The sequence below is a fragment of the Microbacterium esteraromaticum genome (assembly GCF_014084045.1).
Lineage (GTDB): Bacteria > Actinomycetota > Actinomycetes > Actinomycetales > Microbacteriaceae > Microbacterium > Microbacterium esteraromaticum_D.
In genome coordinates this window covers 1,462,247-1,486,322 of sequence record NZ_CP043732.1, presented here as the reverse complement: position 1 = coordinate 1,486,322, position 24,076 = coordinate 1,462,247, and the positions used below count along the sequence as shown (strand labels likewise).

Sequence of the window (24,076 nt, the reverse complement as noted above, 5' to 3'; positions counted from 1 at the left end):
GCTACTCCTCCCCGCCGACACCGGGACGCACTGTCAGCGCAGCGCCGTGGCGAGCTGAGCGTCGGCGAGCTCGCGGTCGGCGTAGACGAGACGGATCACCTCGGGGTCGGGGTTCCCGGCATCCGGAGCACGATGCACCAGACGCAGCCCGACCTTCTCGGCCACCGCGGCTGACGCCCGGTTGTGCTCGACGAGATAGGCGATGACCGGGGTGTCGGGTGAGACGGAGCGAGCGGCGGCGAGCGCGGCGCGCGCGAGCTCGGTCGCATAGCCGTGGCCGTGATGGTCGGCCGAGATGCGGTAGCCGAGGTTCCACACCCGCTCTCCCGGCTCACCGGGCAGCATCGTGCACCCGCCCGCGCCGATCACCTCGCCGGTGTCGCGCAGCCGCACGACCCACGAGCCGAGCCCCATCTCGTCCCATGCCGCCGCCCACCGTGCGAACATCCGCTCGGTGGGCGCCCTGTCGGCATGCCGCAGCGTCGGGTAGTGCAGCCACACCCTGGGGTCGGCATGGATCTCGTGGATCGCCTCGAAATCGGCATCCGTGGGGCGCCGCAGGCGCAGGCGGTCGGTGAGGGTCTCGTCATCCATCGCCACGAGGGTACGACGCACCGCCGACACCCGCTCCCACCGGATGGGAAGATGGGAGCGTGAGCGAAGCACAGAGCATCCCCGGCTGGCGGCACCTGTACTCGGGCAAGGTCCGCGACCTGTACGCCTCGGAGGACCCGGCCGACACGCGCATCCTCGTCGTGGCCAGCGACAGGGTGAGCGCCTTCGACTTCGTGCTCAGCCCCGGCATCCCGCAGAAGGGCGAACTGCTGACGCAGCTGAGCGACTGGTGGTTCGAGCAGCTCTCCGATGTGCCGAATCACCTCGCCGAGGGTGAGATCCCGGATGCCGTGGCCGGCCGAGCCATGCTCGCGATGGCCCTCGAGATCCTGCCCATCGAGTGCGTGGTGCGCGGGTACATCACCGGCACCGGCTGGGCGGAGTACGTCGAGCACGGCACCGTGTGCGGCATCGCTCTGCCCGCCGGGCTCTCGAACGGCGACCGCCTGCCCGAGCCGCTCTTCACTCCCGCCTACAAGGCACCCCTGGGCGAGCACGACGAGAACATCACCTTCGAGCGCGTGGTCGAGCTGGTGGGCGCCGAGCGCGCGGCTCAGCTGCGTGACGCCTCGCTCTCGCTGTACCGCCGCGCCTCGGAGATCGCCGAGCAGAAGGGCCTGATCCTCGCCGACACGAAGTTCGAGTTCGGCGTCGACTCAGAGGGCACCCTCCGCCTGGCCGACGAAGTGCTCACCAGCGACTCGTCCCGCTACTGGGATGCCGAGGCCTGGGCGTCCGGCACGACGCCGGAGGAGCGGATGGCGAGCTTCGACAAGCAGATCGTGCGCGACTGGCTCGCAGCCAACTGGGACAAGCAGGGCGAGCCGCCCGCGCTGCCCGACGAGGTGGTCGAGCAGACCGCCGCCCGCTACCGCGAGCTCATCGGACGCCTGAAGGGCTGAGCCCGGCCGGCGTTCGCCGGCGTCCGCGGGCACCCGCACCCCGGCTCAGGCTATGGCGTCCACCAGCTGCTGCTGCCGGGCCGCCGCTCGCGCTCGGACCTCATCGAAGTCGACGCCGACGACCTCGCCGTCCTTCACGACCACGTCGCCGTCGACCAGCACCGTGGTCACATCGCGCCCCGAGGCGCACTCGTAGAGGAATGCCTCGGGCGACGTGTACCCAGCGGCATCGGGTCCGTCCATGCTCACCAGCACCACGTCCGCGCGGCGTCCGGTCTCGAGCGCGCCGAGATCATGGCCGAACCCGGCTGCCCTGGCACCGCCGGTGACAGCCATCGCCAGCGGCTCCTCGGCCGAGACCGCATTGCGGTTGTGATTCGGGGTTCCCTCGATCAGCTGCTGACCGACTCGCGCGAGCATCGCGATGCGGAAGATGTCCAACGTGCCGAGGTTCGCCACGCCGTCGCTGCCGATGCCGATGTCGACGCCCCGGCGCCACATCCGCAAGGCGGGCGCCGACCCGATGGCGTAATTGCCTTTCGCGCAGTGGCACGCCGACGCGGCGTGCCGGGCGTAGAGGTCGATCTCGACGTCGCTCGTCAGCACGGAGTGCGCGCCGTGCAGGGTGCTGTCGAAGACTCCGATGTCCACGAGGTGTTCGATCGGGCGCCGTCCGAACTGCTCGAGGCAGAAGTCGATCTCATAGGTGCCTTCCAGCAGGTGCGTGTGCACCTTCACCCCGCGCGCTCTCGCCTCCGCGTGCACCGCGGTGACCAACTCGGTGCTGCAGGTGATCACCTGTCGCAGCGACATGCCGCCGTGCACGCGGGCAAGCCGTCCGTCGACGATTCGAGGCAGGGCGTCGGCCACCTCGACGTTGCGCGCGATGGCCTGCTCGGTCGTCATGATCATCGATGCCGGGATGCGCGAGCCGCCGTCCATGGTCGACACCGCGACCGTCGCGCGGATGCCCGTGCGCTCAGCCGCTCTGGCCATCGCCTCCGGATGCGGCCCGCCCGCCTCGAGCATCTGGGTGGTGCCGCTGCGCAGCATCGTGGCGTAGGCAAGGTCGCCGGAGAGCTCGACGTCTTCGGGCGTCAGCTGCGCCTCGAACGGCAGATAGTACTCTCGCCAGGTCGGCACCCTCAGCTTGCGGGTGCGACCCAGGGTCGTGATCATTCCCCGCATGAGGGTCTGAGCGGTGTGGAAATGGGCATCCGTCAGGCCGGGTATCGCGATCATGCCCCTGCCGTCGATCCGCTGGGCGGCATCCCATCTGCCGGTTATCTCGCCCGTGGTGCCGCGATCCACGATCACTCCGTCCCGGATGGCCAGCGCGCCGTCGGCGATGATCGTGTCATCGCGGTCGAAGGTCACGAGGTGGACGTTGCGGAGGATCGTGTCAGCGGTCTGGTTCACCATGGTTCTTCCGGGTATGAGTGGGGATTGTTGAGCGGATGCCTGCGTCAGAACGCCACGCCGAGACGACGCGACACCGCGCGGTCGACGACGTTGACGAGGCCGTACAGCGCGAGCACCAGGACGACGACGAGGGCACCAGCGCTCCACAGCGTGAAATAGTCGGCGTTGACCGCGGCCAGCGTGATCATGTCGCCGAGGCCGTCGCCGGTGGCCAGCCATTCGGCCAGCATCGCGCCGCTCACCGCCGCAGGGATGGCGATCCGGGCGGATGCCGTGATCGCCGGCACCGCGTACAGCAGGCGCACCCGAAGGGCCGCCGACAGCGGCGAGCCGCCGGACGCGCGGATCACGTCGATCGCGCCCTCGGGCGCCGCCCGCAGACCGAGGATGACCGTGACCAGCGTCGGGAAGAAGGTGACCAGCGTGATCAGCACCGTCACACCGAACAGCCCGCGGCCGAACAGCAGCACGATGAGCGGGGTGAGGGCGACCAGCGGCATGGACCGCAGCACGATGGCGAAGGGCATCGCCGCTCGCTCCAGTCCCGGCACGGCCACCAGGGCGATCGCGCCGAGGACCGCGACGGCCGTCCCCACTACGAAGCCGATACCCGCATGCACACCCGTCTCGGCAGTCGCGACGGCGAACCTGCTCCAGAACACCGATGCGGGCTCGGAGGTGAGCATGTTGCCCTCGGTGAGGAAGCGGAGGACATCGATCGGGTCCTTCACGAAGAACGCATCCAGTTGGAACGCCGGACGCAGCGACCACCACAGCCCGAGCAGCAGCGCCGCCGAGACGACCGAGCCGAGGATGAGCTGCCACCGCGCCACGGTTGCCTGTTCCGCGCCGGCGACCGTCGTGCCGACCGAGGCTCCCCTGCCCGCCCAGGGGAAGACGAGCCTGCCGATCAGCGTGACGAGACCGTAGCCGAGGGTGGCGATGGCCCCGATCGTGAGCGCGATCGCCCACACCCGCTCGGTGAGCAGGGAGTCCTGCGCATTGACCAGGATCGCGCCGAGGCCTCGGTCTGCCCCGAAGAACTCGGCGATCAGCGCGCCGAGCACCGCCGCCGGCACCGCGATCTGCAGCGCGCCGAGCAGGTTCGGCACCGCCGAGGGCAGTCGTACGTAGCGCAGCACCGCCCAGCGTCCGCCGCCTGATGTGGTGACCACGTCGACTGCACGTTCGTCGGTCGACTTCAGCCCGAGGAGCACGCCGATCAGCAGCGGGAAGTACACCTGCAGAGCGGCGATCGTCACACGCGCCGGTTCGCCTGGCATCGTGACCACGATGATGGGCGCGATCGCGACGAAGGGGATCACGTGCACGACCACAGCCACTCGCATCACGATCGGCTCGACGGGAGCCCACACCACGCCCACCGCGGCGAGCGGCAGCACGGCCAGCGCCCCGAACAGGAATCCGAGTGCCGCCACCCGGAGGGTCGGGCCGATGTTCGCCCCCAGCAGGGGCGCGTCCTGCACGATGCGACCCGCCAGCTCCCAGGGATATGGCACGAGGTGCGTGCCCGAGAGCAGGGCTGCCGACAGCATCCACAGCGCGAGCAAGCCGACGACCATCGCGACCGGGAGCGGCCAGCGTCTCTCCTGACGCGATGCACCGGGCCGCCGCACCGCTCTTGTGCTCGAGGTGCTCGCGGTCGTCACGCGGCCCGCCCCGGCTCGGTCTTCGCCTGGAAGAGCAGACGCGAGAGCTCGTCGGTGAGGGCGTGGAACGCGGCCGACTGCTGCACCTCGGGTGTGCGGGGGCGTCCGAGCGGGATCTCGACCTCCGCGACGATGCGGCCGGGGCGAGCCGCCATCACGTAGACGCGGTCGCTGAGGAACACCGCCTCGTCGAGCGAGTGCGTGACCAGCAGAGTGGTGGTGGGCCGCTCCGTCCAGATCCGCTGCAGTTCGACGTTCATCTGCTGGCGGGTCATGTCGTCGAGGGCGCCGAAGGGCTCGTCGAGCAGCAGCACCTTCGGCTCGAGCACGAGAGAACGCGCGATGGCGACGCGCTGGCGCATACCGCCGGACAGCTGCGCCGGCCGAGCCTTCTCGAACCCGGTGAGCCCGGTGAGAGCGATCAGGTCGGCGATCGCCTTGCGATCGACCTTCTTGCCGGCGACCTGCAGGGGCAGGGCGATGTTGGTCTCGACGCTGCGCCAGGGCAGCAGCGCGGCATCCTGAAACGCCACACCGACCGAGTGACCGCCCTGCACGGCAGCGGGGGTGTCGCCCAGCACCGCGACCGATCCCGAGGTGGGATCGTCGAGCCCCGCGAACATCCGCAGCAGCGTCGACTTGCCGCATCCGGAGGGGCCGATCAACGCGATGAACGAACCCACCGGCGCGTCGAGGGAGACGTCGTCGAGCGCCTGCACGGCGCGCCTGCCGTCGGCGAACGTCTTCGAGACGTGCTCCGCGACGAAGCCCGTCATCGAGAACCCTCCTCCTGCACACTGAGGTCGAAGAGATCGGCGGCGTCGACCTCGATGCCGATGGTGTCGAAGAACTCCTGCTGGCTCTGGATGCCCTCCTCGGTGATCTGCACCAGACCCTGGTCGGTCGTCGGATTGGCGGCGAGCTCCGCCCAGACGGCGGCGGAGGCCTTCTGCTGGTCGAGCTCGAGGCCGAGCTGCTCTCCATACACGTCGTAGACGGTCTGCGCTGCGGCATCCGGGTCGGCCACCGACTCCTCGAGACCCTTCGTGATCGCCTTCAGCATCGCCTCGACGGTGGCGCGCTTCTGCGGGTCCTCGAGCGAGTCCTTGCGCACCACCAGCAGCTGGCTCCAGCGGTTGTAGCCGTAGTCCGCCAGCCGGATCGTCTTCGTCTTGACTCCGGCTGCCTCGAGGGCGATGGGCTGGTTGGCCAGCGTTCCGCTCATCGCATCCACCTCGCCCGAGATCAGCGATGCCGGGTCGGAACCCGTGGAGACCTCGTCGATCTTCGTCTCATCGACGCCGTTCAATGAGAAGAAGGGCGTGTACACGCGCGCGTCGGTCTGCGAGATGCCGAAGCGCCTTCCCTCCAGGTCCTTCGGCTCGGAAATGCCACTGGCCTCGGTCGTGATGATCGCCGACGACGAGGTCTGGTAGATCGCTCCGATGGCGACCAGCGGCGCGCCGGCTCGGACGCTGTTGGCGAGACCCTCGCTCGAGAGGCTGCCGACCAGGGCGTTGCCGCTGACGATCTGAGCATCCGTGGTCACTTCGGGACCACCGGGGAGGAGCTCGACATCGACGCCCTCGTCCTCGAAATAGCCTCTGGCGGAGGCGACGATCGGCGCCATCGACTCGACGTTGGGGATCCAGCCGAGCTGGAAGGCGGCCGATTCCAGCGGCTTCACATCGGCGCCGTCGGACGCCGGCGTCTCGGAGCCGCCGCTGCAGGCGGTGAGCAGAGCGAGGGCGGCGATGCCGGCGACGGCGGCGACGCTGCGGCCGACGCGCGCGGGCGCGGAGAGGTGGGACATCGTTGTTTCCTTTCGTACCGTTCGGGTTCAGGTGATCAGGGAGCGATCAGACGGTGAAGAGCTCGATCGCGCGTTTGCGGTCGATCCGGGTCGGGATGGTCAGCCGGGGGCGGAGGGATCGTTCGTCCTTCCAGTCGACCGCGGTGACGCCGTGGCCGAGGCCGCCGTAGCCGACGACGACCGGATGCCGGACTGCGTCGACCAGGACGGTCTCATCGAGCGCGATGGCCATCGCCAGCGGGTCGACGCGGCCGAAGTCGGGCATGCGCGCGATGGCGGGGTCGCTTGCCTTGCGGTGCTCATGGATCCCGCGGAGGATCCCGGCGGCGTCGGAGTCGCCGGCCCAGAATGAATCGAGCTCGGCTGGGCTGAAGCGCACCTGCTGAGTGAGGTCCCAGGTGATCAGCGTCAGCGGGACGGTCGAGTAGACGATCTCGGCGGCGATCGGATCTGCGAAGACGTTGAACTCGGCGTTGATGCTGGCGTTGCCCCATCCGGCCGGTGTTCCCCCCATCGAGACGACTCGGCCGATGCGCTCGGGCAGACTCGGGTCGATTCTGATCGCCAGCGCGACGTTGGTGAGCGGCCCGAGCGCCACGATGGTGAGCTGTTCGCCATAGCGGTCGGCTGCGTCGAGGATCGCCCGCACGGCACCGGTGGCGGCCTCGGGCGCGAGCGGGGCATCGGGCCAGGCGAAGCCGCCCATGCCGTCGTCGCCGTGGATGTGCGGGGCTTCGACGGATGCTCCCAGGATGGGGCCGGCTGCGCCGCGGTGCACAGCGACTCCAGGAGCGAGAGCGCCGACCAGCCGGCGAGCGTTCTCGGTGACCACGTCGATGCCCACGTTTCCTGCCACCGTGGTGATGATCAGCTGCTCGGGAGGCAGGCCGCTGAACGCCATGGCGAGCGCGTGCGCGTCGTCGATGCCGGGATCGGTGTCGATGAGGAACATCCGGGGGTCCATTCGTCAGTGATGCCGTCGGCCAGTGCAGAACGATGTCGAATCGTTTCCGCACATCAATATAAGACGCCTGTGGTGCGTGGGGAAGAGGGTTGTCGAAACGTTACCGCAGAATTTCAGGATAGGCTTGCGACGAAGACAGGCACGATGGAGGGTGAGGGCCGTGGAGAACCGCCGCACGACCATCGTCGACGTCGCCAGAGCAGCCCGCGTGTCCGTGTCGACCGCTTCTCGCGCACTCAACGACCGCGACCGCGTGGACGAGAGGACGCGTCTGCTCGTGCGAGGTGTCGCCGCCGAACTCGACTACCGCCCGAACGTTCGCGCCCAGAGGCTCCGCACCGGCCGTTCCCAGAGCATCGCGCTGGTGACCGCCCTGCCGGAGCAGGTCGTGAACGAGGTGTCGGAGCTCGGGTTCATGCTCGAACTGTCGATGCCGATCGCGAAGGAGTGCCTGAACCGCGGCTACACCCTCACGATCGTGCCACCCGTGTCGGACGTGGCCCAATTGGACGCGCTCGACGTCGACGGAGCAGTCGTGATGGACGCCAGTGGCGAAGACCCGATCACCTCGCGGCTGCGCTCGCGGGGCGTGAAGGTCGTCACGCTCGGACGGGCCGCGCACGCGGACGGCTACCTCGATCGCGGGAGTGCCGGCGCCGACGTCATGCTCGCTCATCTGGCCGCGCAGGGCGCCCGACACGTCGGGGTCATGCTCAGCGTGGAGGACTACAGCGTGACATCGACCGTGCTCGAGTTCATCGAGTCCGGAGCCGCCCCGGTGCGATGCACCGTGCTGCGCGCCCACGCGTCCGAAGGAGAGTCCGCCGGTCACCGTGCAGCGCTGGACACCCTCAGGGCCGACCCCACCCTGGACGCCATCTACGCCCCGCTTGACGCCTTCGCCGCCGGCGCCATCCGCGCCGCGGACGAGCTGGGGATCGCCGTGCCCGACCGCGTGATGGTCGCCACGAACTACGACGGGCGCCGCGCCACCGCATCCGAGCCGCCGATCACCGCACTCGACCTCGATTTCCCCGCCCTCGGCCGCGAGATCGCGGGCCTGGTCTTCGCCGCGCTCGACACGGATGGCGTGCACACCGCACCGTCCCCGTCGCCCAGGGTGATCCCGCGCGCATCCACGGCGCGGCTCTCGGCGCCACGGTCCGATGAGCCAGACGGCCGGTAGCCGATAGTGTTTCCTCGGCCCTGATCCCAGACTCCCGAGGAGCCCTCATGCCGCTGTGGAAGATCCACGGCGACGGTCGCACCGTCGCGCCCGGCGCCGTCGTCCGCCCCGAAGAGCGCCTGAACTGGCCGGCGACCATCGCGATCGGCGTGCAGCACGTCATCGCCATGTTCGGCGCGACGTTCCTCGTGCCGATCCTCACCGGATTCCCCGTGCCGACCACGCTGCTGTTCAGCGGCGTCGGCACCATCCTGTTCCTGCTGGTCACCCGCAACAAGCTGCCCAGCTATCTCGGTTCGTCGTTCGCGTTCATCGCCCCTGTCACGGCCGCCACCGCGACGAACGAGATCGGCTCGGCACTCGCGGGCATCGTCGCGGTCGGCGTGCTGCTGGCGATCATCGGCGTCGTCGTGCACACCGTCGGAGTGCACTGGGTCGACCGCTTCCTGCCGCCCGTGCTGGCCGGCACGATCGTCGCGCTCATCGGGTTCAACCTCGCCGGCGCCGCACGCGGCAACTACGAGCAGGCGCCGATCACCGCGACCTTCACGCTCGCCGTGACGATCCTGTTCGCCGTGGTGTTCCGCGGCTTCCTCGGCCGCATCTCGATCTTCCTCGGCGTCATCGCCGGCTACATCTTCGCCGGCGTCAGGGGCGAGCTCGACTTCACCTCGGTCGAGCAGGCCGACTGGGTGGGCCTGCCCACCTTCCACGCGCCGAACTTCGTCGACCCCGGCACCTGGTCTGCGATGGCGATGTTCCTGCCCGTGGTGCTCGTGCTGATCGCCGAGAACGTCGGCCACGTGCGCGGAGTCGCGACCATGGTCGAAGACCCCGCGATCAACCAGCAGACGGGCAAGGCGCTCATCGCCGACGGCATCTCGACCTCGCTCGCGGGCTTCTTCGGCGGCTCGGGAACCACGACCTATGGCGAGAACATCGGCGTCATGGCATCCACCCGCGTCTACTCGACCGCGGCGTACTGGGTCGCCGGCATCACCGCCATCCTGCTGAGCATGTCACCGAAGTTCGGCGCCGTGATCAACTCGGTCCCCGCGGGAGTGCTCGGTGGCGTCACGACCGCGCTGTACGGCCTCATCGGCGTCATCGGCATCAAGATCTGGGTCGACAACCGCGTGGACTTTTCGCGCCCGGTGAACCAGTACACCGCCGCGGTCGGTCTGATCGTCGCCGTCGGCGGCTTCATGATCAAGGACCCGGAGTCGGGCTTCGAGCTCGGCGGCATCGTGCTCGCCACGGTCGGCGCGATCCTCATCTACCACCTCGGCAACCTCGTCGCGCGCCTCCGCGGCACGGGCGCCGACGACCCGAAGCCGCTGGCCGGCGTGGGCGCACCCGGAGGCGACCCGGCCTGACGCCCCGGCGCAGGAGAACACGCGAGCGCAGGCTGGATTCCACCGAATCCGTCCTGCGCTCGCGTGTTCTCCTGTTCCCGGGCATCCGGATGCCTGGTGGCGCACTCATCCGGGCCTGCTGCCGGGCATCCGGATGCCCTGGGCGCGCCTCAGCGGCGGATGATCCGCTGCTCTATCGCCGCCGCGACCGCCCCTGCCCTCGTGTCGACGCCGAGCTTGGCGTAGATGTGCGAGAGGTGCGACTTGACCGTCGCCTCCGACACGAACAGCGCCTTGGCGAGCTCGCGGTTGCCGAGTCCGTCGGCGAGCAGCTCGAGCACCTCGACCTCCCGCTCGGTCACGCGCGGCTCGGGCGACGACGCCCGTCGCATCAGCATGGCCGCGACCGAGGGCGCGAGCGCCGGCGATCCCTCGGCGACAGACCGGATGCCCGCGAAGAGCTGCTCGGGAGGCGCATCCTTCAGCAGGTAGCCCCCGGCGCCGGCATCCAGCGCCCTCAGGATGTCGGACTCGCTGTCATAGGTCGTCAGCACCAGCACCGCCGGCGCTTCGCTCAGCGCACGCAGTCCGGCGGTGGCCTCGATGCCGCCCACGCCGTCGCCGAGGCTGAGGTCCATCAGCACGACGTCCGGCCGCTCGCGCTCGACGACCGTGATCGCCTCGGCCGCGCTCGACGCCTCGCCGACGACGATCAGGTCGTCGCTCGACTCGATCAGCGCGCGCACCCCGGCGCGCACGACCGGGTGGTCGTCGACCAGCACGAGTCTCAGCGTCATGCTCCGCCCCTTCCGGTGCCGGTCGCCGCGACGGGGAACACCGCCGATAGCGTCGTGCCCTCACCGGGCGCGCTCTCCACGTCGAGGTGACCGCCGACAGCGGCGATGCGCTCGGCGATGCCGTCCAGCCCGTAGCCGCGCCCCTGCGCTCGGCGATGGGCGGCAGCCTGTCGGCGGGCCGCGGGCCTGGCGTCGAAGCCGACGCCGTCGTCGCGGATGTCGAGGCGCAGCTCACCCGGCTGCGCGGTCAGGCTGACCACCGCGCGGGTCGCGCGGGCGTGCTCGGCGACGTTGGCGAGGGCCCCGCGCACGGTGCGGATGACGGCGGATGCCACCGGCAGGGGCACCCGGCCGATCTCGCCGTGGCTGCGGAAGTCCACCGTGAGGTCGCCCTGCGCGGCATCCGTCACCGCCCGCTGCACCGCGGCCGACAGCGACGCGGCCGTGCCGTCGAGCTCGGCCGGTGCGAGATCACGCACCACCCGCCGCACCTCGTCGAGCCCCGCTCGCGCCGAGTCGGCAGCCGTGCGGACCTGGTCGCGCGCCGCATCCGGCCGGCGCTCCCAGCCCTGCTCCGCGGCCTGCAACAGCAGGTTGATGCTCGTGAGGTTCTGCCCCACGGAGTCGTGGATCTCGCGCGAGAGGCGGGCGCGTTCGGCGAGACCGCCGGCGCGGTGCTCGGCCGCGACGAGCTCGGCCTGCGCCTCGGTGAGCTCGTCGACCAGTCGCTGCCGCGCGGTGGCCTCACGATCGAGCGCACGGTACGCGACGACCGTGGCCACGGCGATGCCGACAGGCCCGGCGAAGATCGTCGGGTCGAGCTCGGGGTTCAGCCGCAGCTCGGCCGCGATCACCACGGCCGTCATCACCGACACGACAGCAGACGCCGGCCAGAACGGCAGGATCTGCAGCACCTGGAAGGCCAGCGGCACCGCGCACCACGCGAACGAGGGGGCCGTCAGGGTGAGCCCGACCCAGAGCACGCAGACGATCAGCGTCCATGCCGCCGGCCATGCGCCGTGGCGCGGGACGATCCCCTGCATCATCGCGATCACGGCGAGCACGACGGCTCCGCCGAGGATCATCGCGGCCGTGGCATCCCACTCGTGCCGCAGCACGTATCGCACGGCGCAGACGGCGAGGAGCACCAGCAGGACGACCTGCAGCATCCGGGCGAAGCGCACCGGCGCGAGGATGCCGCGGACGCCTGTCTCAGGGGCGTCGAGCGCGGATGTCATGGGCACAGCCTACGGATCGGAGGGTCCTGCGGGAATCATCCGATCGGCTGTGATCCTGGGAGCGATCCCACCGGATGCCAGCAGAATATCGGCCGAATGGCAAGCCTTGACATGCGAGAAATCGCCTGGGTACGTTGAGCGGGCTTCGGCGGGAGAGACGGTGCGAAGATGCCCGGCACTCGACGTCGAGGTGCGCTCGCCGACCGGGCGGGCGTCATCGTTCAGTTCAAAAGGAGCACTGAATGCGCATCACCAGAACCTTCGCCCTCGCAGCGACCGCGGTCGTCGCGCTCGGCATCGGCGCCATGGCGCCGGCCGCCAGCGCCGCCCCTGCGGCGAGCAGCGGAGACACCCCGACCTACCAGGAGTTCGCGGCGTCGACCTATCGCGACGTCGACGGCGGCTACGTCGTCAACGGTGACGAGCTCGTCTCGACCCAGGGCGACCTGAGGAGCTTCTACGACAGCCTCCTCGGCCCCGACTCGATGACCGACGGTCTGATCGTGAACACGGTGAACGGCGTCGACGACAAGTGGTCGGCGTCGCAGGTCGGCAACCTGACCTACTGCGTCAGCACCAAGTTCGGTGCTCGTCACGCCGACGTGGTCGCGGCGATGGCCAGCGGCGCGGCACTGTGGGAGTCGGCGTCGTCGAAGGTGGACTTCGTCTACGTGAGCAGCGCCGACAGCAGCTGCACCACCCGCAACAAGTCGGTGCTGTTCTCGGTCGAGCCGGTGCAGACCTCGCAGTACATCGCACGGGCGTTCTTCCCGAGCAGCCCCGACCGTCAGATGAACGTGCTGATCGACGACTCCATCTGGACGTCGGGTTCGTGGACCCCCACGAACATCATCGGCCACGAGCTCGGCCACACGCTGGGCTTCCGCCACGAGCACACCCGCCCCGAGTCGGGCACCTGCTTCGAGGACAACAACTGGCGTCCGCTGACCCCGTACGACTCGTCGTCGATCATGCACTACCCGCAGTGCAACGGCTCGTCCGACGACCTGTCGATGACCAGCTCCGACCGCGCCGGCGTCGTGGCGCTCTACGGCAGCTGATCACCTTCTCCTCATGCAGGGCCCGGTCGCGATACCGGGCCCTGCGTCCGTCCGGGGGCTTGCGCGGGCATCCGGTGTCGACATCCAGATTGCGGCGGGCGGATGTCGGGAATCTCAGACCAGACGTCCGCAGGGCGGCGTGTCGCGGTACGACTCGCCGTGCATGCGCCCGACCGTCCGAGGCCTCCGACACGACCCGGGTCGGGACGGCTGTCAAGGCCCCGCCGCGGCATCCCGGGCGGGCGGTAGCGTCGGCACATGGTCGACGTCACCGCTCTCTCCGATCTCGCCCGAAGCCGTCACCTGCATGTGGCGGTAGCCGAATCGCTCACCTCGGGAGCGCTGGCCAGCGCCGTCGGCGCCGGCGCCGAGGCGAGCACCTGGTTCAGCGGGGGCGTCGTGGCGTACCTTCCCGAGGTGAAGGAGTGGGTGCTCGGCTTTCCCGCCGATCGCGACCCGACCTCGGCGGAGTGCGCCGAGCAGCTCGCTCGCGGCGCGCGCGAGCTGCTCGATGCGGACCTGTGCGTCTCGACGACGGGCGTAGGGGGTCCGGATGCCGAGGACGGGCACCCCGCGGGAACCGTGTTCCTCGGGTGGGCGACACGCGACGGCGCCGGTCACCGGCGCCTTGCCCTCGACGGGGAGCCCGACGAGGTGCTCGAGGCCACGGTAGAGGCGGCGGTGCAGCTGCTGACCTTCCACGCCGGCCGGGTGGACGGTGCGGGGGATCACTGACCGAATGGCCGCGACCAGGCGTGTCGAGGGTCGACGCGCCGTGTGCCCGCTGAATCGTCTGAGATTCCCGACGCGAGGCGGAACCGGATGCGCGCTCCGGGCGGCAGCTGGCCCGCCAGGTCGCGGGCACGGTCGGTCAGCGCGCCGATGATCGGATAGCCACCCGTCGTCGGATGGTCGGGACCGAACAGCACGGGCTGCCCGTCGGAAGGCACCTGGATGGCACCGGCGACCGCTCCTTCGCTGGGCAGTTCGTCGGGGATCGCGCGTTGCAGAGCACGCTCGCCGTGCAGGCGGATGCCGACTCTGTCGGAGCGCGGAGTGACCAGCCATTCCTGCTCGGTCAGCAGCCCGACCGAATCGCGCACGAACCAGTCGTCGCGGGGACCACGTGTGATGTCGAGCACGGTGAGGTCACCGGGTGCCGGCAGCTCGCGGGGCGGCGACGCCGACTCGACCGCGGTCGTCGGGGCGTCGCCGATCGCGATGAGGTCGCCGGCCCGCAGGGGCGCGGGGCCGATCCCAGAGAGGGTGTCTGTCGATCGGCTGCCCAGCTGATCGGGCATCCGGATGCCGCCGCGCACCGCGATCGAGACCCGCAGCCCTCGCATCGGCGGACCGATCTCGAGCCGGTCGCCGTCGGCCACGGCGAACGGGGCGCCATGAGGGATGCTGACGGCCCTCCCGTCGGCACGGATCACCGCGAGCTCGGCATCGGCGCCCGCGACGGCCGCGACCCCGGCTCCGCGGAATCCCAGTGCGATCGCGCCGACGCCCTCCAACACGGCCGCGGAAGGGGCGTTGCCGACGGCGCGGTTCGCGTCGCGGAGAGCGACGCGGTCGGCGGCTCCGGATGCCGGAACCCCGAGCTCGGCGTGGCCGGGCCGGCCGAGATCCTGCACGAGAAGCTGCAGCCCCGGATCGATGACCTCGACGGCACGCTCATCCGCGCCCGCCGGAACCACCAGACCATCCGGCCCACCACCCGCGCGCCGCGACTCGACACGCCGCTCCGCGGCCGAAGCATCCGAAACCCCCGACACAGCAGCACGCGCACCCGCGCCCGTCGGAACCACCAGACCATCCGGCCCACCACCCGCGCGCCGCGACTCGACACGCCGCTCCGCGACCGAAGCATCCGAGACCCCCGACACAGCAGCCCGCTCCGCGTCCACGAAACGCACGACCGTGCCGGGTGCGAGCAGGGCCGGAGGGTCTCGATGCACGTCCCACATCACGGCATCCGCGGTTCCGATCAGCTGCCATCCGCCAGGGCTCTCGCGCGGGTACACGCCGCTGAACCGTCCGGCGAGCGCCACCGATCCGGCGGGCACACGTGTGCGGGGCGACGTGCGGCGCGGAACGTCGAACAGCGGATCATCGCCCACGAGATAGCCGAATCCCGGCGCGAAGCCGGTGAACGCGACCGTCCAGCGTGCTGCGCTGTGCCTTCGGATCAGCTCCGCAGTCGAGACGCCGAGCATCTCGCCCACGTCGCCGAGATCCTCTCCCTCATAGCGCACCGGCACGGTCACCTCGACTCCGGATGCCTGCGCCGAGCCGCCTGCGACGACCGCGGTCAGCTCGAGCGCGAGCTCGTCAGCCGACGTCCGCAGCGGGTCGAACCGCACGAGCACCGTGCGCGCACCCGGCACCCGCTCGAGAACACCGGGCACATCGGCCCAGGCGCGATGCATCCGCATGGCCTCGTCGAGGTCGGCGCACTCGACGAGCAGGGCGCGGTCGGAGGCGGTCAGCACGCGCACGCGATCAGCCCGCTCAGCCCGCGACGAACGGGGCGATCTCTATGCCGGCATCCACCAGCATCCGCCTCGTCTCCGCCGCCATCTCCACCGCACCAGGACTGTCGCCGTGCACGCAGATCGACCGGGCCTCGACGCGCACGTCGCTGCCGTCGACCGCCTCGATCAGCCCGGTCTCGACGAATCGCACCATCCGCTGCGCCACCGCTCCGGCATCGTGCAGCACGGCGCCGGGCTGCGAACGCGGCACCAGTGATCCGTCGGCCAGGTAGCCGCGGTCGGCGAACGCCTCGGCCGCGACCTGCAGGCCCGCGCGCGCGGCGACCTCCAGCGCGACTCCGCCTGCGAGCCCCAGCAAGACAAGGCCGGGGTCGACGCAGCGGATGCCCGCGACCACCGCCCGAGCCTGACTCTCGTCGCGCGCGATCGTGTTGTAGAGCGCGCCATGCGGCTTGACGTAGCTGACACGCGCGCCGACCGCACCGGCGAGCGCGATGAGCGCGCCCAGTTGGTACTCGGTCTCCGCCTGGAGCACCCGCGGGTCGGGGTTGCGCGGGGTGCGACCGAAGTTCTCGCGGTCGAGGTACGACGGGTGCGCGCCGATCACGACCCCCTTCGCCACGGCGGAGGCGAGCGTGTCGCGGATGCCCTCGGCGCTGCCCGCGTGGAAACCGCACGACACGTTCGCGCTCGTCACGATCTGAAGCATCGCGATGTCATCGCTCACGACGCGCTCGGCGGAGTTCTCGCCGAGGTCGGAGTTCAGATCGATGGATGCCATGCCGCCTGTCTACCCAACAGATCGGCGGCTGTCCATCCGGGCGGTCGTGTCGGGGTTCTCAGACCGGATGCCCGTCGCGCGGCGTGTCGGGGCACGACACACCGCCTGCGGAGCGAACGGTCCGAGGTTTCCGACAGGCGGATGCCGCACGACTCCCACCCGGCAGCCCTGCACCTCACACTGCGGGCGCTGAGCCCCGAACGATCAACTCGGTCGGCAGGATCGTGAGCGCGTCCGGCCGCCGCCCCGCGAGCAGGTCGATCACCATCCCGGCGAGCATCTCGCCCTGTGTGAACATCGGCTGACGCACACTCGTGAGGTCGGAGGCCTCGGCGAGCGGCGAGTCGTCGAAGCCGATGATCGCCACGTCGTCCGGCACGCGCAGTCCCGCCGAGCGCAGCACTCCGACGGCGCCGCGGGCCATCAGGTCGCTCGCGACGAAGATCGCGTCCGGGCGCTCGTCGCGCTGCAGGAGGAGCCGGGCCGCCTCGGCACCGCCCTGCTCGCTGAAGTCGCCGTCGATCTCGCCTGCCGGCCGCAGCCCGGCATCCGCCAGGGCGGAGAGGAAGCCGTCGCGGCGATCCACGCTCACCGACATCGACATGGTTCCCGTGATGGTCGCGATCCGCCGCCGGCCCATGGCGATCAGATGGGCGACGGCATCGCGGGCGGCGGTGACGTTGTCGACGTCGACGATGATGTCGTTCTCACGCACCGTCGCGGGCCGGCCGCCGAAGACCACCGGCACAGCCTCGGCGATGCGCTCGACGAACGAGTCGCTGGCGTGGTGCGAGACGATGATGGCGGCATCGACACCGCCGTTGCGCACGAAGCGCGTCATCTTGCCGTCGGGGTCGTCACTGGCGATGAGCAGGTTGAGGATGTACTCCGACTCGGCCAGGCGGGCGCTGATGCCCGCGACGACGGATGCCAGGAACGGGTCGCCGAAGAAGCGCGTGGTGTCCTCGGGGACCACCAGCCCGATCGCGTGGGTCTGCCGGCTCGCGAGCGAGCGCGCGGCGCGGTTGGGGGCGTAGCGGAGCTGGGCGATGGCGTCCTGCACGGCGGCGAGGGCCTCGGCGCTCACCGAGCTCGAGCCGTTGACGACTCGCGACACCGTGGAGCGGGAGACGCCTGCGAGGGCGGCGACCTCTTCGATGGTGGGTCGGGGCATCGGGTGTCCTTGCGGGATGGCCTGGGGGGCCGGTGTGTCAGATCGCGCGGGCCGCGATGATCCGAGCGTACTCCCGGCCGCTCTGCTTGATCGTCCGCCGCTGCGTCTCGTAGTCGACGCGCACGATGCCGAAGCGCTTGGCGTACCCCCACGCCCACTCGTAGTTGTCCATCAGCGACCAGTAGAAGTAGCCCCGCACGTCGACGCCCTGCTCGATGGCATCCCGTGTCGCCTCGACGTGCGCCCGCAGGAAGTCCGTCCGCTCGGCGTCGTCCACCTGCCCGTCGGGGCCGACCTCATCGTCGTAGGCGGCACCGTTCTCGGTGACGTACAGCGGCACATCGCCCGAGTAGTCGTTCGCGACCCGGACGAGCAGCCTGGTGAGGCCGTCGGGCTGCACCTCCCAGTCCATTCCGGTGCGCGGCAGGCCGCGCTCGACCCAGTGGATGCCCTCATGCGACGGGAACGGCGAGCGGGTCTCGCGCTGCTGCCCCTCGGTCTGGTGCGGATCGCCACCGCCGGGCTGCGGATGCCCGGAGAGCAGCTCCCCGTGGTAGTAGTTCACCCCGAGCGCGTCGAGCGGGGTCGAGATGATCTCGAGGTCGCCCGGCCGCACGGCATCCTGCCACTCGGCGATCGCCGCGGGGTCGACCTCTCGGATGTCGCGCACGATGTCGGCCGGGTACTCGCCGTGGAAGATCGGTGCGAGGAACCAGCCGTTGAACTGCCCGTCGATGCGGCGGGCGGCGTCGATGTCGACGGGGTCGGCTACGTCGGCAGGGTCGGCGACCGTGAGGTTCAGGGTGATGCCGAGGTCGAGCGACGCGTCGCGCTCGCGCAGCGCCTGCACCGCGCGTCCGTGCGAGAGCAGCAGGTGATGCGAGGCGAGCAGCCCGTCGCGGATGCTCGTGCGACCCGGCGCATGCACGCCGGCCGTGTACGAGAGGAACGACGAGCACCACGGCTCGTTCATGGTCGTCCAGTGCTGCACGCGATCGCCGAGCGCATCGTGCACGCTCAGCGCATAGTCGGTGAACCGGTCGGCGATGTCGCGGTTCGTCCAGCCGCCCTGCTCTTCGAGGGCCTGCGGCATGTCCCAGTGGTGCAGCGTGAGCCACGGCACGATGCCGGCCGCGAGCAGCTCGTCGACGAGCCGGCTGTAGAAGTCGAGCCCTGCCGCGTTGACCGGGCCTCCGTCAGGGCGCACTCGCGACCACGAGGTCGAGAAGCGGTAGGTCTGCAGCCCGAGCTGTCTCATCAGCGCCACGTCGTCGGCGTAGCGGTGGTAGTGATCGCAGGCGACGTCGCCGTTCTCGGCGCCGACGACGGCACCGGGAACACGCGCGAAGGCATCCCAGATGGACGCCGTGCGGCCGTCTTCGAATGCTGCGCCCTCGATCTGGTAGGCGGCGGTCGCGGCGCCGAAGAGGAAGCCCTCTGGCAAGGATCGGGTCATGGGAACATGATGCCACGACTGGGCTGGGAGCGCTCCCATGATTTCGACCGACTGGGGTTCGGTACCCTTGCCGGGTGAACTCAGAACTGGCGCGCGCCGAGTCCCTGATCGCCTCGATCCCCGACTATCCGCAGCCCGGCATCCTGTTCCGCGACATCACGCCGCTTCTCGCGGATGCCGAGGCGCTGCACGCCACGACGGCGGCGCTCGTCGAGCCCTTCGCCGGCACCTTCGACGTCGTCGCCGGAATCGAGGCGCGCGGGTTCATCCTCGCCGGGGCCGCCGCGATCAGCGCCGGCGTCGGCTTCGTCCCGATCCGCAAGGCGGGCAAGCTGCCCCGCCCGGCGGCCTCCGTCGACTACGCGCTCGAGTACGGCACCGCGACCGTGGAGATGCACGACGATTTGCCGGCAGGAGCCCGCATCCTGCTCATCGACGATGTGCTCGCCACCGGCGGCACGCTCGCCGCCGGACGGGAGATCGTCGAGAGGCTCGGTTACACCGTCGCAGGGATCAGCGTGCTGTTCGAGATCGACGGCCTCGGCGGCCGCGACGTCATCGGCGACCTGCACACCGTCTTCCGCTCGACCTGAGCCAGGTCGGAACCACCAGACCATCCGATCCAGCGCCGGCGTGGCGCACGCCGCCACTCCGGCCAGGGCTCGAATCGTCCGAGATCTCCGACATGCGACAGGCACCCGGCGACGGCCCGACGTCAGGGGGCGGGCGGCCGGGCGATGTCAGCCGGGGCCGCGCCGCGCTCGATCGCGGAGCGGACGGATGCGGCGGCATGGGCGAGGCTGCTGACAGCCACGAGCTGTCGGGCGCGGGCGTTCACCGCGAGCAGCATGCGCCTCGCCACCTCGTCGGCCGATCCGTCCGGCTGCAGCGCCGCGACGTTGCCGCTCGCCAGCGGTTCCAGTGCGTCGGCGTACTGCATGAGGGTCTCGACGTCGTAGTCGAGACCGACCTGCGAGGCCTGGGCGAGTGCGAACGTGAGTCCTCGCTCCGCGGCTCCGGGATAGCCGCGCCAGTCACGTCGCCGCATGAGCTCATGGGTGCGCTCGCGGAACTCGTCGTAACCGGGATCCGTGGCGATGTCGTCGGGCACACCGAGCGCGAAGGCCTGACAGGCGTTCATCACCTCGAGGGTCGTGACGCCGGGGGTGTCGATGAACCCTGTGAGCGCCAGGATCGCCGCGGTCGAGGCGCCGTACATGTCGCGCAGCACCAGGATCAGCCTGGCCCGGTCGACGTGCCGCTGCTCGTATACCGCCGTGGTGCGGTTCTTCAGGGATCCGGCCGGCATCACGCCCACCTTGATCCAGTGCTTCAGCGTCGTCGTGCTGACGCCGCTCTGCGCTGCGAGCGCGCTGAGCTTCATGCCCTCTCCTCCCCCGAGGTCACTGCGGGTGCACCGCCGTATTGGAGAGCAATCGACGTCGACGCTCTCCACGATGCGCATCTGCTGCGACGACTCTAGCCTGAGAGGCACGGGACTCATCCTGCGTCTGGGGGCTACTGATCGCAGGGGTCGTTGAGTGGGGACTCATCGACAGGCCCGGTCGAAGCATCATCGGGGGGTGCGTCGTTTCGACCGGGCCGTCTCGACCTCCTCCGGACCCCGCCGCTCGCGCGTCTCCGGACGACGCCGCTCGCGCGTCTCCCGACGACGCCGCTCGAGCCTCCTCCGAACCACGCCGTTCGAGCGGATCACCCGTGCGTCGGCTCGCCCCGTGATCGCCTAGAATCAGGGGTATGCCCACCATCGTCGTCGACGTCATGCCCAAGGCCGAACTGCTCGACCCGCAGGGGAAGGCCGTCTCCGGCGCCTTCGCCCGCCTGGGCGTCGAGAGCTTCAGCCAGGTCCGCATCGGGAAGCGCTTCGAGCTGACCGTCGACGGCGAGGTCACCGACGAGGTGCTGGCCGAGGCCCGCCGCCTCGCCGAGGACGTGCTGTCGAACTCCGTCATCGAGGATGTCGTGGGAGTCGAGGTCGCGCAGTGAGCGTGCGCATCGGCGTCATCACCTTCCCGGGTTCTCTCGACGACCGCGATGCTCAGCGCGCAGTGCGCATCGCCGGCGCCGAGCCCGTCGCCCTGTGGCACGGCTCGCACGACCTCGAGGGCGTCGATGCGCTGGTGCTGCCAGGCGGTTTCAGCTACGGCGACTACCTCCGCTCGGGTGCGATCGCGGCCCTCTCTCCGATCATGGCCGAGGTCACGGACGCCGCGGCGAAGGGCATGCCCGTGCTGGGCATCTGCAACGGCTTCCAGATGCTCGTCGAGGCGCACCTGCTGCCGGGCGGCCTGATCCGCAACGACCACCAGCACTTCGTCCGGCGCGACCAGCGCCTGACCGTCGAGAACGCCGACACCGCATGGACCAGTGCGTTCTCGAAGGGCCAGGAGATCGTCATCCCGCTGAAGAACGGCGAGGGCGGCTACATCGCAGCCGACGACACCCTCGACCGGCTCGAAGGCGAGGGCCTCGTCGCCTTCCGCTACGCCGGGGTGAATCCCAACGGATCGCTGCGGGACATCGCAGGAATCACCAACGAGCGCGGCAACGTGGTCGGCCTCATGCCGCACCCGGAGCACGCGACAGAGGCCGGTTTCGGCCCGGACACGAGCGCCGCGATGCGCTCCGGCGTCGACGGGCTCGGCTTCTTCGAGAGCGCGATCGCCGCCGTCGCGCGCATCGCCGCGTAGCGCCTCTCACCCGCATCCCGCGTCACCGCCCTCACGCCTTCCCGCGTGATGCCTTTCGCGACTGTGCGCCGTTCTTGGAACTGCGCACCGCTCAGAGGCCGGCCGGAGGCCAGGCGCCGATGATCAGCGCCATCACGACGACCGTCACGAGTTCATGGCCGATGTTGAGCGTGGTGAGGCGGGTCGAGCGGCCCTCGAACGCGTCGTGGGTGATGAATCGTGCGGCCGTGAACCCCGCCCAGAGGGTCACGGAGGTGACGACGGATGCCCAGAGGTACGACCCCTCGTAGAAGTGCCAGGCGATCGTGGCGGCGCCTGCGAGCACCCACGCGGTCACGAAGCTGACCAGCACGGTCGTGATCATCGGCCACAGCGGCCCGCGGGCCGGATGATCGAGATCGACGCCGGCGAGCCGAGCCCAGCGCTCGCCCATCACACCCCTCGCGTACCAGATCGCTCCGACCACCATGCTCGACGCGGTCGCGACCAGCACGGCCCAGTAGTTGATCTCGGGAACCATGACGTCTCCTCGCTCGGTTGCGGTCAGGATACGCCCGGTGCGCGCAGAATGATGGCATGACCGCATCCGACCCCCGCGTGCTCGGCTCGGACCTGCTCCCCACGCCCTTCACCGCGGCCGAGATCCGCGAGGCCAGTCGGGCTGGCAAGCTGATCCGGCTGCGGGTCGACCTGCCCGACGGCACCGGCTTCGAGCGGTTCAACCGGTTCCGCGACGGCGACGACGAGGGGGCGACGCTGGAGCAGTGGCGGGCGGATGCCCCTGATGACATCACCGCCCGCCGGGTGAGCTGGCTCGAGCTGCAGCGACATGCAGCCTTTCCCTCGGCCACGACGACCGTACGCGCCGAGGTGCTCGACTCGCCCCTCGGCCGGCTGGACTGCCTGCGCTACGACACCGCGGCGACCGACGACGAGCCGGCGGCCGTGTTCTGGTTCGCGCTCGCCCATCCGGGCATGCCGGTCCGCTTCGAGGCCGCGGGCACGCGCACGAGCGTGGTGGAGCTCCGCGGCGCGTGATGCGCGGAGGCCGGCCCGATCGCGACGGTTCGACGCCCGCCCGCCGCACGCAGCCTCGCAGCCTCGCAGCCTCGTACCTCGCGCCCTCGCAGCCTCGCCGCCTCGCAGCCTCGCAGCCTCGCAGCCTCGCAGCCTCGCAGCCGAGTGCGCGAGAACAGGGGATTCGACCGGAACAGGACGATCCGCGCTGGAATCTCCTGTGCTCGCGAGATCCCCTGTTCTCGGTGAGGCGGATGCCCGGTCAGGGCGGGCCTCAGCATGATGCGGGCGGCTGAACGGCATCCGCCCCACCGCCGGGCGCAGCCGGCCCGGGCGCGGCCGGCCCGGGCGCAGCCGGCCCACGCGCAGCCGGCCCGGGCGCGGCCGGCCCGCGCGACCCGGCGCTAAGGTCGAGCCGTGAGCCTCATCGTCACCGTCCCCACAGACCGCCTCGTCCACGACCTCGGCGCGCTGCCGCCCGGCGTCGAACTGCTCCTCTGGGATCTGCGCTCCCCCGCCCCGGCCGATCGCCTCGACATCGTCGTGCCGCCGTACATGGACGGCACCGGAGTGCTCGCCGCGCTCGACGGACTCGACGTGCGGCTCGTGCAGGGCGAGTCGATCGGCTACGACGGCGTCGCCGAGGTGCTGCCCCCTGGCATCCCGTTCGCCAATGCCGCCAGCGTTCACGAGGCGTCGACCGCCGAGCTCGCCGTGGGGATGATGATCGCGGCGCAGCGGCAGCTGCCTCGATTCGTGCGCGCGCAGGAACGCGGCGAATGGGCGCCCGTCTTCGCCGAGAGCCTCGCAGATCGGCGCGTGCTGCTGGTCGGATTCGGCGGAGTCGGAACGGCGATCGCCCGGCGCCTGGCCCCCTTCGAGGTCGAGCTGACCGCGGTGGCCCGCACCCCTCGCACCGAGCAGGTCGACGGGGTCGGCGAGCTCGCCGTGCACGGCATGGATGAGCTGGACACGCTTCTGCCCGATGCCGAGATCGTCGTGCTGAGTCTGCCCGCGACCGCCGAGACGCACCACCTGTTCGACGCCGCCAGGATCGGCCGCATGGCGCGTGGAGCGCTGCTGGTGAACGTCGGGCGCGGGCCCCTGGTCGAGACGGATGCCCTGATCGCCGCGCTGAACTCGAATGCGATCCGCGTGGCATCCGACGTCTTCGAAGAAGAGCCTCTGCCCGCCGGCCACCCGCTGTGGAGCGCACCCGGCCTGCTCATCACCCCGCACAACGGCGGCGCGTCGACCGCGATGAATCCGCGCATCGCGCGACTCATCCGTCGCCAGATCGACCGGATGCTCGCAGGCGAGCCGCCGTTGAACATCGTCATCCCCGGTTCGTGAGCGGCGCCGTTCAGCGGTGCTGACGGGGTCGCCTTTCAAAACTGTAAGCGCTTGCACTAGCCT

General features: G+C 70.4%; 24 protein-coding genes. 10 read left to right on the top strand and 14 right to left on the bottom strand.

The genetic code is table 11. The features are described from left to right. Positions 1-33 precede the first annotated feature (33 nt). Positions 34-594 (bottom strand): GNAT family N-acetyltransferase, encoded by a 561-nt coding sequence (locus FVO59_RS07070; protein WP_182256055.1) that lies wholly within the window; start codon positions 592-594, stop codon positions 34-36. A gap of 59 nt (positions 595-653) precedes the next feature. On the opposite strand from FVO59_RS07070, the gene FVO59_RS07065 reads away from it, so the two are divergent. Continuing rightward, positions 654-1,517 carry a phosphoribosylaminoimidazolesuccinocarboxamide synthase gene (locus FVO59_RS07065; RefSeq protein ID WP_182256053.1) on the top strand — a complete coding sequence of 288 codons (864 nt, stop codon included), beginning with the start codon at positions 654-656 and terminating at the stop codon, positions 1,515-1,517. A 45-nt stretch (positions 1,518-1,562) separates the two neighbouring features. Here the strand turns inward: FVO59_RS07065 and FVO59_RS07060 are convergent, their stop codons facing one another. The 5 genes from FVO59_RS07060 to FVO59_RS07040 are packed head-to-tail and all read right to left on the bottom strand — an operon-like array spanning position 1,563 to position 7,374. After that, on the bottom strand, positions 1,563-2,939 hold the full coding sequence (locus tag FVO59_RS07060) for an amidohydrolase family protein (RefSeq protein ID WP_182256051.1): 1,377 nt from the start codon (positions 2,937-2,939) through the stop codon (positions 1,563-1,565). A gap of 44 nt (positions 2,940-2,983) precedes the next feature. After that, positions 2,984-4,609: an ABC transporter permease gene (locus tag FVO59_RS07055; protein WP_182256049.1), complete on the bottom strand. Its 1,626-nt coding sequence runs from the start codon at positions 4,607-4,609 to the stop codon at positions 2,984-2,986. Continuing rightward, on the bottom strand, positions 4,606-5,385 hold the full coding sequence (locus FVO59_RS07050; RefSeq protein WP_182256047.1) for an ABC transporter ATP-binding protein: 780 nt from the start codon (positions 5,383-5,385) through the stop codon (positions 4,606-4,608). The genes FVO59_RS07055 and FVO59_RS07050 overlap by 4 nt, the downstream gene beginning before the upstream one ends. Beyond that, complete coding sequence (locus FVO59_RS07045; protein WP_182256044.1) at positions 5,382-6,422, bottom strand: ABC transporter substrate-binding protein; 1,041 nt, start codon at positions 6,420-6,422, stop codon at positions 5,382-5,384. Before FVO59_RS07045 ends, FVO59_RS07050 begins: the two co-directional genes overlap by 4 nt. 46 nt (positions 6,423-6,468) lie before the next feature. Further along, a complete protein-coding gene (locus FVO59_RS07040; RefSeq protein WP_182256042.1) occupies positions 6,469-7,374 on the bottom strand; it encodes a nucleoside hydrolase in 906 nt (301 codons plus the stop codon). Positions 7,375-7,546: 172 nt separating this feature from the next. Here FVO59_RS07040 and FVO59_RS07035 point away from each other — a divergent pair, with 172 nt between their 5' ends. Together FVO59_RS07035 and FVO59_RS07030 are read left to right on the top strand one after the other, a co-directional pair. Then, positions 7,547-8,572: a substrate-binding domain-containing protein gene (locus tag FVO59_RS07035; protein WP_182256039.1), complete on the top strand. Its 1,026-nt coding sequence runs from the start codon at positions 7,547-7,549 to the stop codon at positions 8,570-8,572. A gap of 47 nt (positions 8,573-8,619) precedes the next feature. Continuing rightward, entirely contained in the window at positions 8,620-9,948 is a 1,329-nt protein-coding gene (locus FVO59_RS07030) for a uracil-xanthine permease family protein (protein WP_182256037.1), read from the top strand. Positions 9,949-10,097: 149 nt separating this feature from the next. Here the strand turns inward: FVO59_RS07030 and FVO59_RS07025 are convergent, their stop codons facing one another. Both FVO59_RS07025 and FVO59_RS07020 read right to left on the bottom strand, forming a co-directional pair. Continuing rightward, positions 10,098-10,724 (bottom strand): response regulator, encoded by a 627-nt coding sequence (locus FVO59_RS07025; RefSeq protein ID WP_182256034.1) that lies wholly within the window; start codon positions 10,722-10,724, stop codon positions 10,098-10,100. After that, a complete protein-coding gene (locus tag FVO59_RS07020) occupies positions 10,721-11,962 on the bottom strand; it encodes a sensor histidine kinase (protein ID WP_182256032.1) in 1,242 nt (413 codons plus the stop codon). Before FVO59_RS07020 ends, FVO59_RS07025 begins: the two co-directional genes overlap by 4 nt. A gap of 242 nt (positions 11,963-12,204) precedes the next feature. On the opposite strand from FVO59_RS07020, the gene FVO59_RS07015 reads away from it, so the two are divergent. Together FVO59_RS07015 and FVO59_RS07010 are read left to right on the top strand one after the other, a co-directional pair. Further along, complete coding sequence (locus FVO59_RS07015; protein ID WP_182256030.1) at positions 12,205-13,023, top strand: M57 family metalloprotease; 819 nt, start codon at positions 12,205-12,207, stop codon at positions 13,021-13,023. 258 nt (positions 13,024-13,281) lie between these two features. Beyond that, positions 13,282-13,758, top strand: a complete 477-nt coding sequence (locus FVO59_RS07010; protein ID WP_182256028.1) for a CinA family protein — start codon at positions 13,282-13,284, stop codon at positions 13,756-13,758. Here the strand turns inward: FVO59_RS07010 and FVO59_RS07005 are convergent. The 4 genes from FVO59_RS07005 to FVO59_RS06990 form a co-directional block, all read right to left on the bottom strand. Then, the gene (locus FVO59_RS07005; protein WP_182256026.1) at positions 13,752-15,524 is read right to left on the bottom strand and encodes a 5-oxoprolinase subunit B/C family protein; all 1,773 of its coding nucleotides are present in this window, start codon (positions 15,522-15,524) and stop codon (positions 13,752-13,754) included. The two genes, FVO59_RS07010 and FVO59_RS07005, sit on opposite strands and share 7 nt — an antisense overlap. Positions 15,525-15,537: 13 nt before the next feature. Next, a complete protein-coding gene (locus FVO59_RS07000; RefSeq protein ID WP_182256024.1) occupies positions 15,538-16,302 on the bottom strand; it encodes a LamB/YcsF family protein in 765 nt (254 codons plus the stop codon). A gap of 175 nt (positions 16,303-16,477) precedes the next feature. Continuing rightward, positions 16,478-17,476, bottom strand: a complete 999-nt coding sequence (locus tag FVO59_RS06995; protein ID WP_182256022.1) for a LacI family DNA-binding transcriptional regulator — start codon at positions 17,474-17,476, stop codon at positions 16,478-16,480. 37 nt (positions 17,477-17,513) lie between these two features. Then, positions 17,514-18,932, bottom strand: a complete 1,419-nt coding sequence (locus FVO59_RS06990) for a GH1 family beta-glucosidase (protein ID WP_182256020.1) — start codon at positions 18,930-18,932, stop codon at positions 17,514-17,516. Between the two features lie 74 nt (positions 18,933-19,006). Between FVO59_RS06990 and FVO59_RS06985 the strand changes: the two genes are divergently transcribed. After that, positions 19,007-19,525: an adenine phosphoribosyltransferase gene (locus tag FVO59_RS06985; protein ID WP_182256018.1), complete on the top strand. Its 519-nt coding sequence runs from the start codon at positions 19,007-19,009 to the stop codon at positions 19,523-19,525. Between the two features lie 122 nt (positions 19,526-19,647). Here FVO59_RS06985 and FVO59_RS06980 read toward each other — a convergent pair whose 3' ends face one another. Continuing rightward, complete coding sequence (locus FVO59_RS06980; RefSeq protein ID WP_182256016.1) at positions 19,648-20,316, bottom strand: MerR family transcriptional regulator; 669 nt, start codon at positions 20,314-20,316, stop codon at positions 19,648-19,650. A 374-nt stretch (positions 20,317-20,690) separates the two neighbouring features. Here FVO59_RS06980 and purS point away from each other — a divergent pair, with 374 nt between their 5' ends. Together purS and purQ are read left to right on the top strand one after the other, a co-directional pair. Next, the gene (purS, locus tag FVO59_RS06975) at positions 20,691-20,939 is read left to right on the top strand and encodes a phosphoribosylformylglycinamidine synthase subunit PurS (protein ID WP_182256014.1); all 249 of its coding nucleotides are present in this window, start codon (positions 20,691-20,693) and stop codon (positions 20,937-20,939) included. Then, positions 20,936-21,643, top strand: coding sequence for a phosphoribosylformylglycinamidine synthase subunit PurQ (gene purQ, locus FVO59_RS06970; RefSeq protein WP_182256012.1), 708 nt, complete (start codon positions 20,936-20,938; stop codon positions 21,641-21,643). The genes purS and purQ overlap by 4 nt, the downstream gene beginning before the upstream one ends. Before the next feature lie 91 nt (positions 21,644-21,734). On the opposite strand, the gene FVO59_RS06965 is transcribed toward purQ, so the two are convergent. After that, positions 21,735-22,163 carry a DUF1761 domain-containing protein gene (locus tag FVO59_RS06965; RefSeq protein WP_182256010.1) on the bottom strand — a complete coding sequence of 143 codons (429 nt, stop codon included), beginning with the start codon at positions 22,161-22,163 and terminating at the stop codon, positions 21,735-21,737. A gap of 56 nt (positions 22,164-22,219) precedes the next feature. Here FVO59_RS06965 and FVO59_RS06960 point away from each other — a divergent pair, with 56 nt between their 5' ends. After that, positions 22,220-22,681, top strand: a complete 462-nt coding sequence (locus FVO59_RS06960) for a hypothetical protein (RefSeq protein ID WP_182256008.1) — start codon at positions 22,220-22,222, stop codon at positions 22,679-22,681. A gap of 396 nt (positions 22,682-23,077) precedes the next feature. After that, on the top strand, positions 23,078-24,013 hold the full coding sequence (locus tag FVO59_RS06955) for a 2-hydroxyacid dehydrogenase (RefSeq protein ID WP_182256006.1): 936 nt from the start codon (positions 23,078-23,080) through the stop codon (positions 24,011-24,013). Positions 24,014-24,076 lie beyond the last annotated feature (63 nt).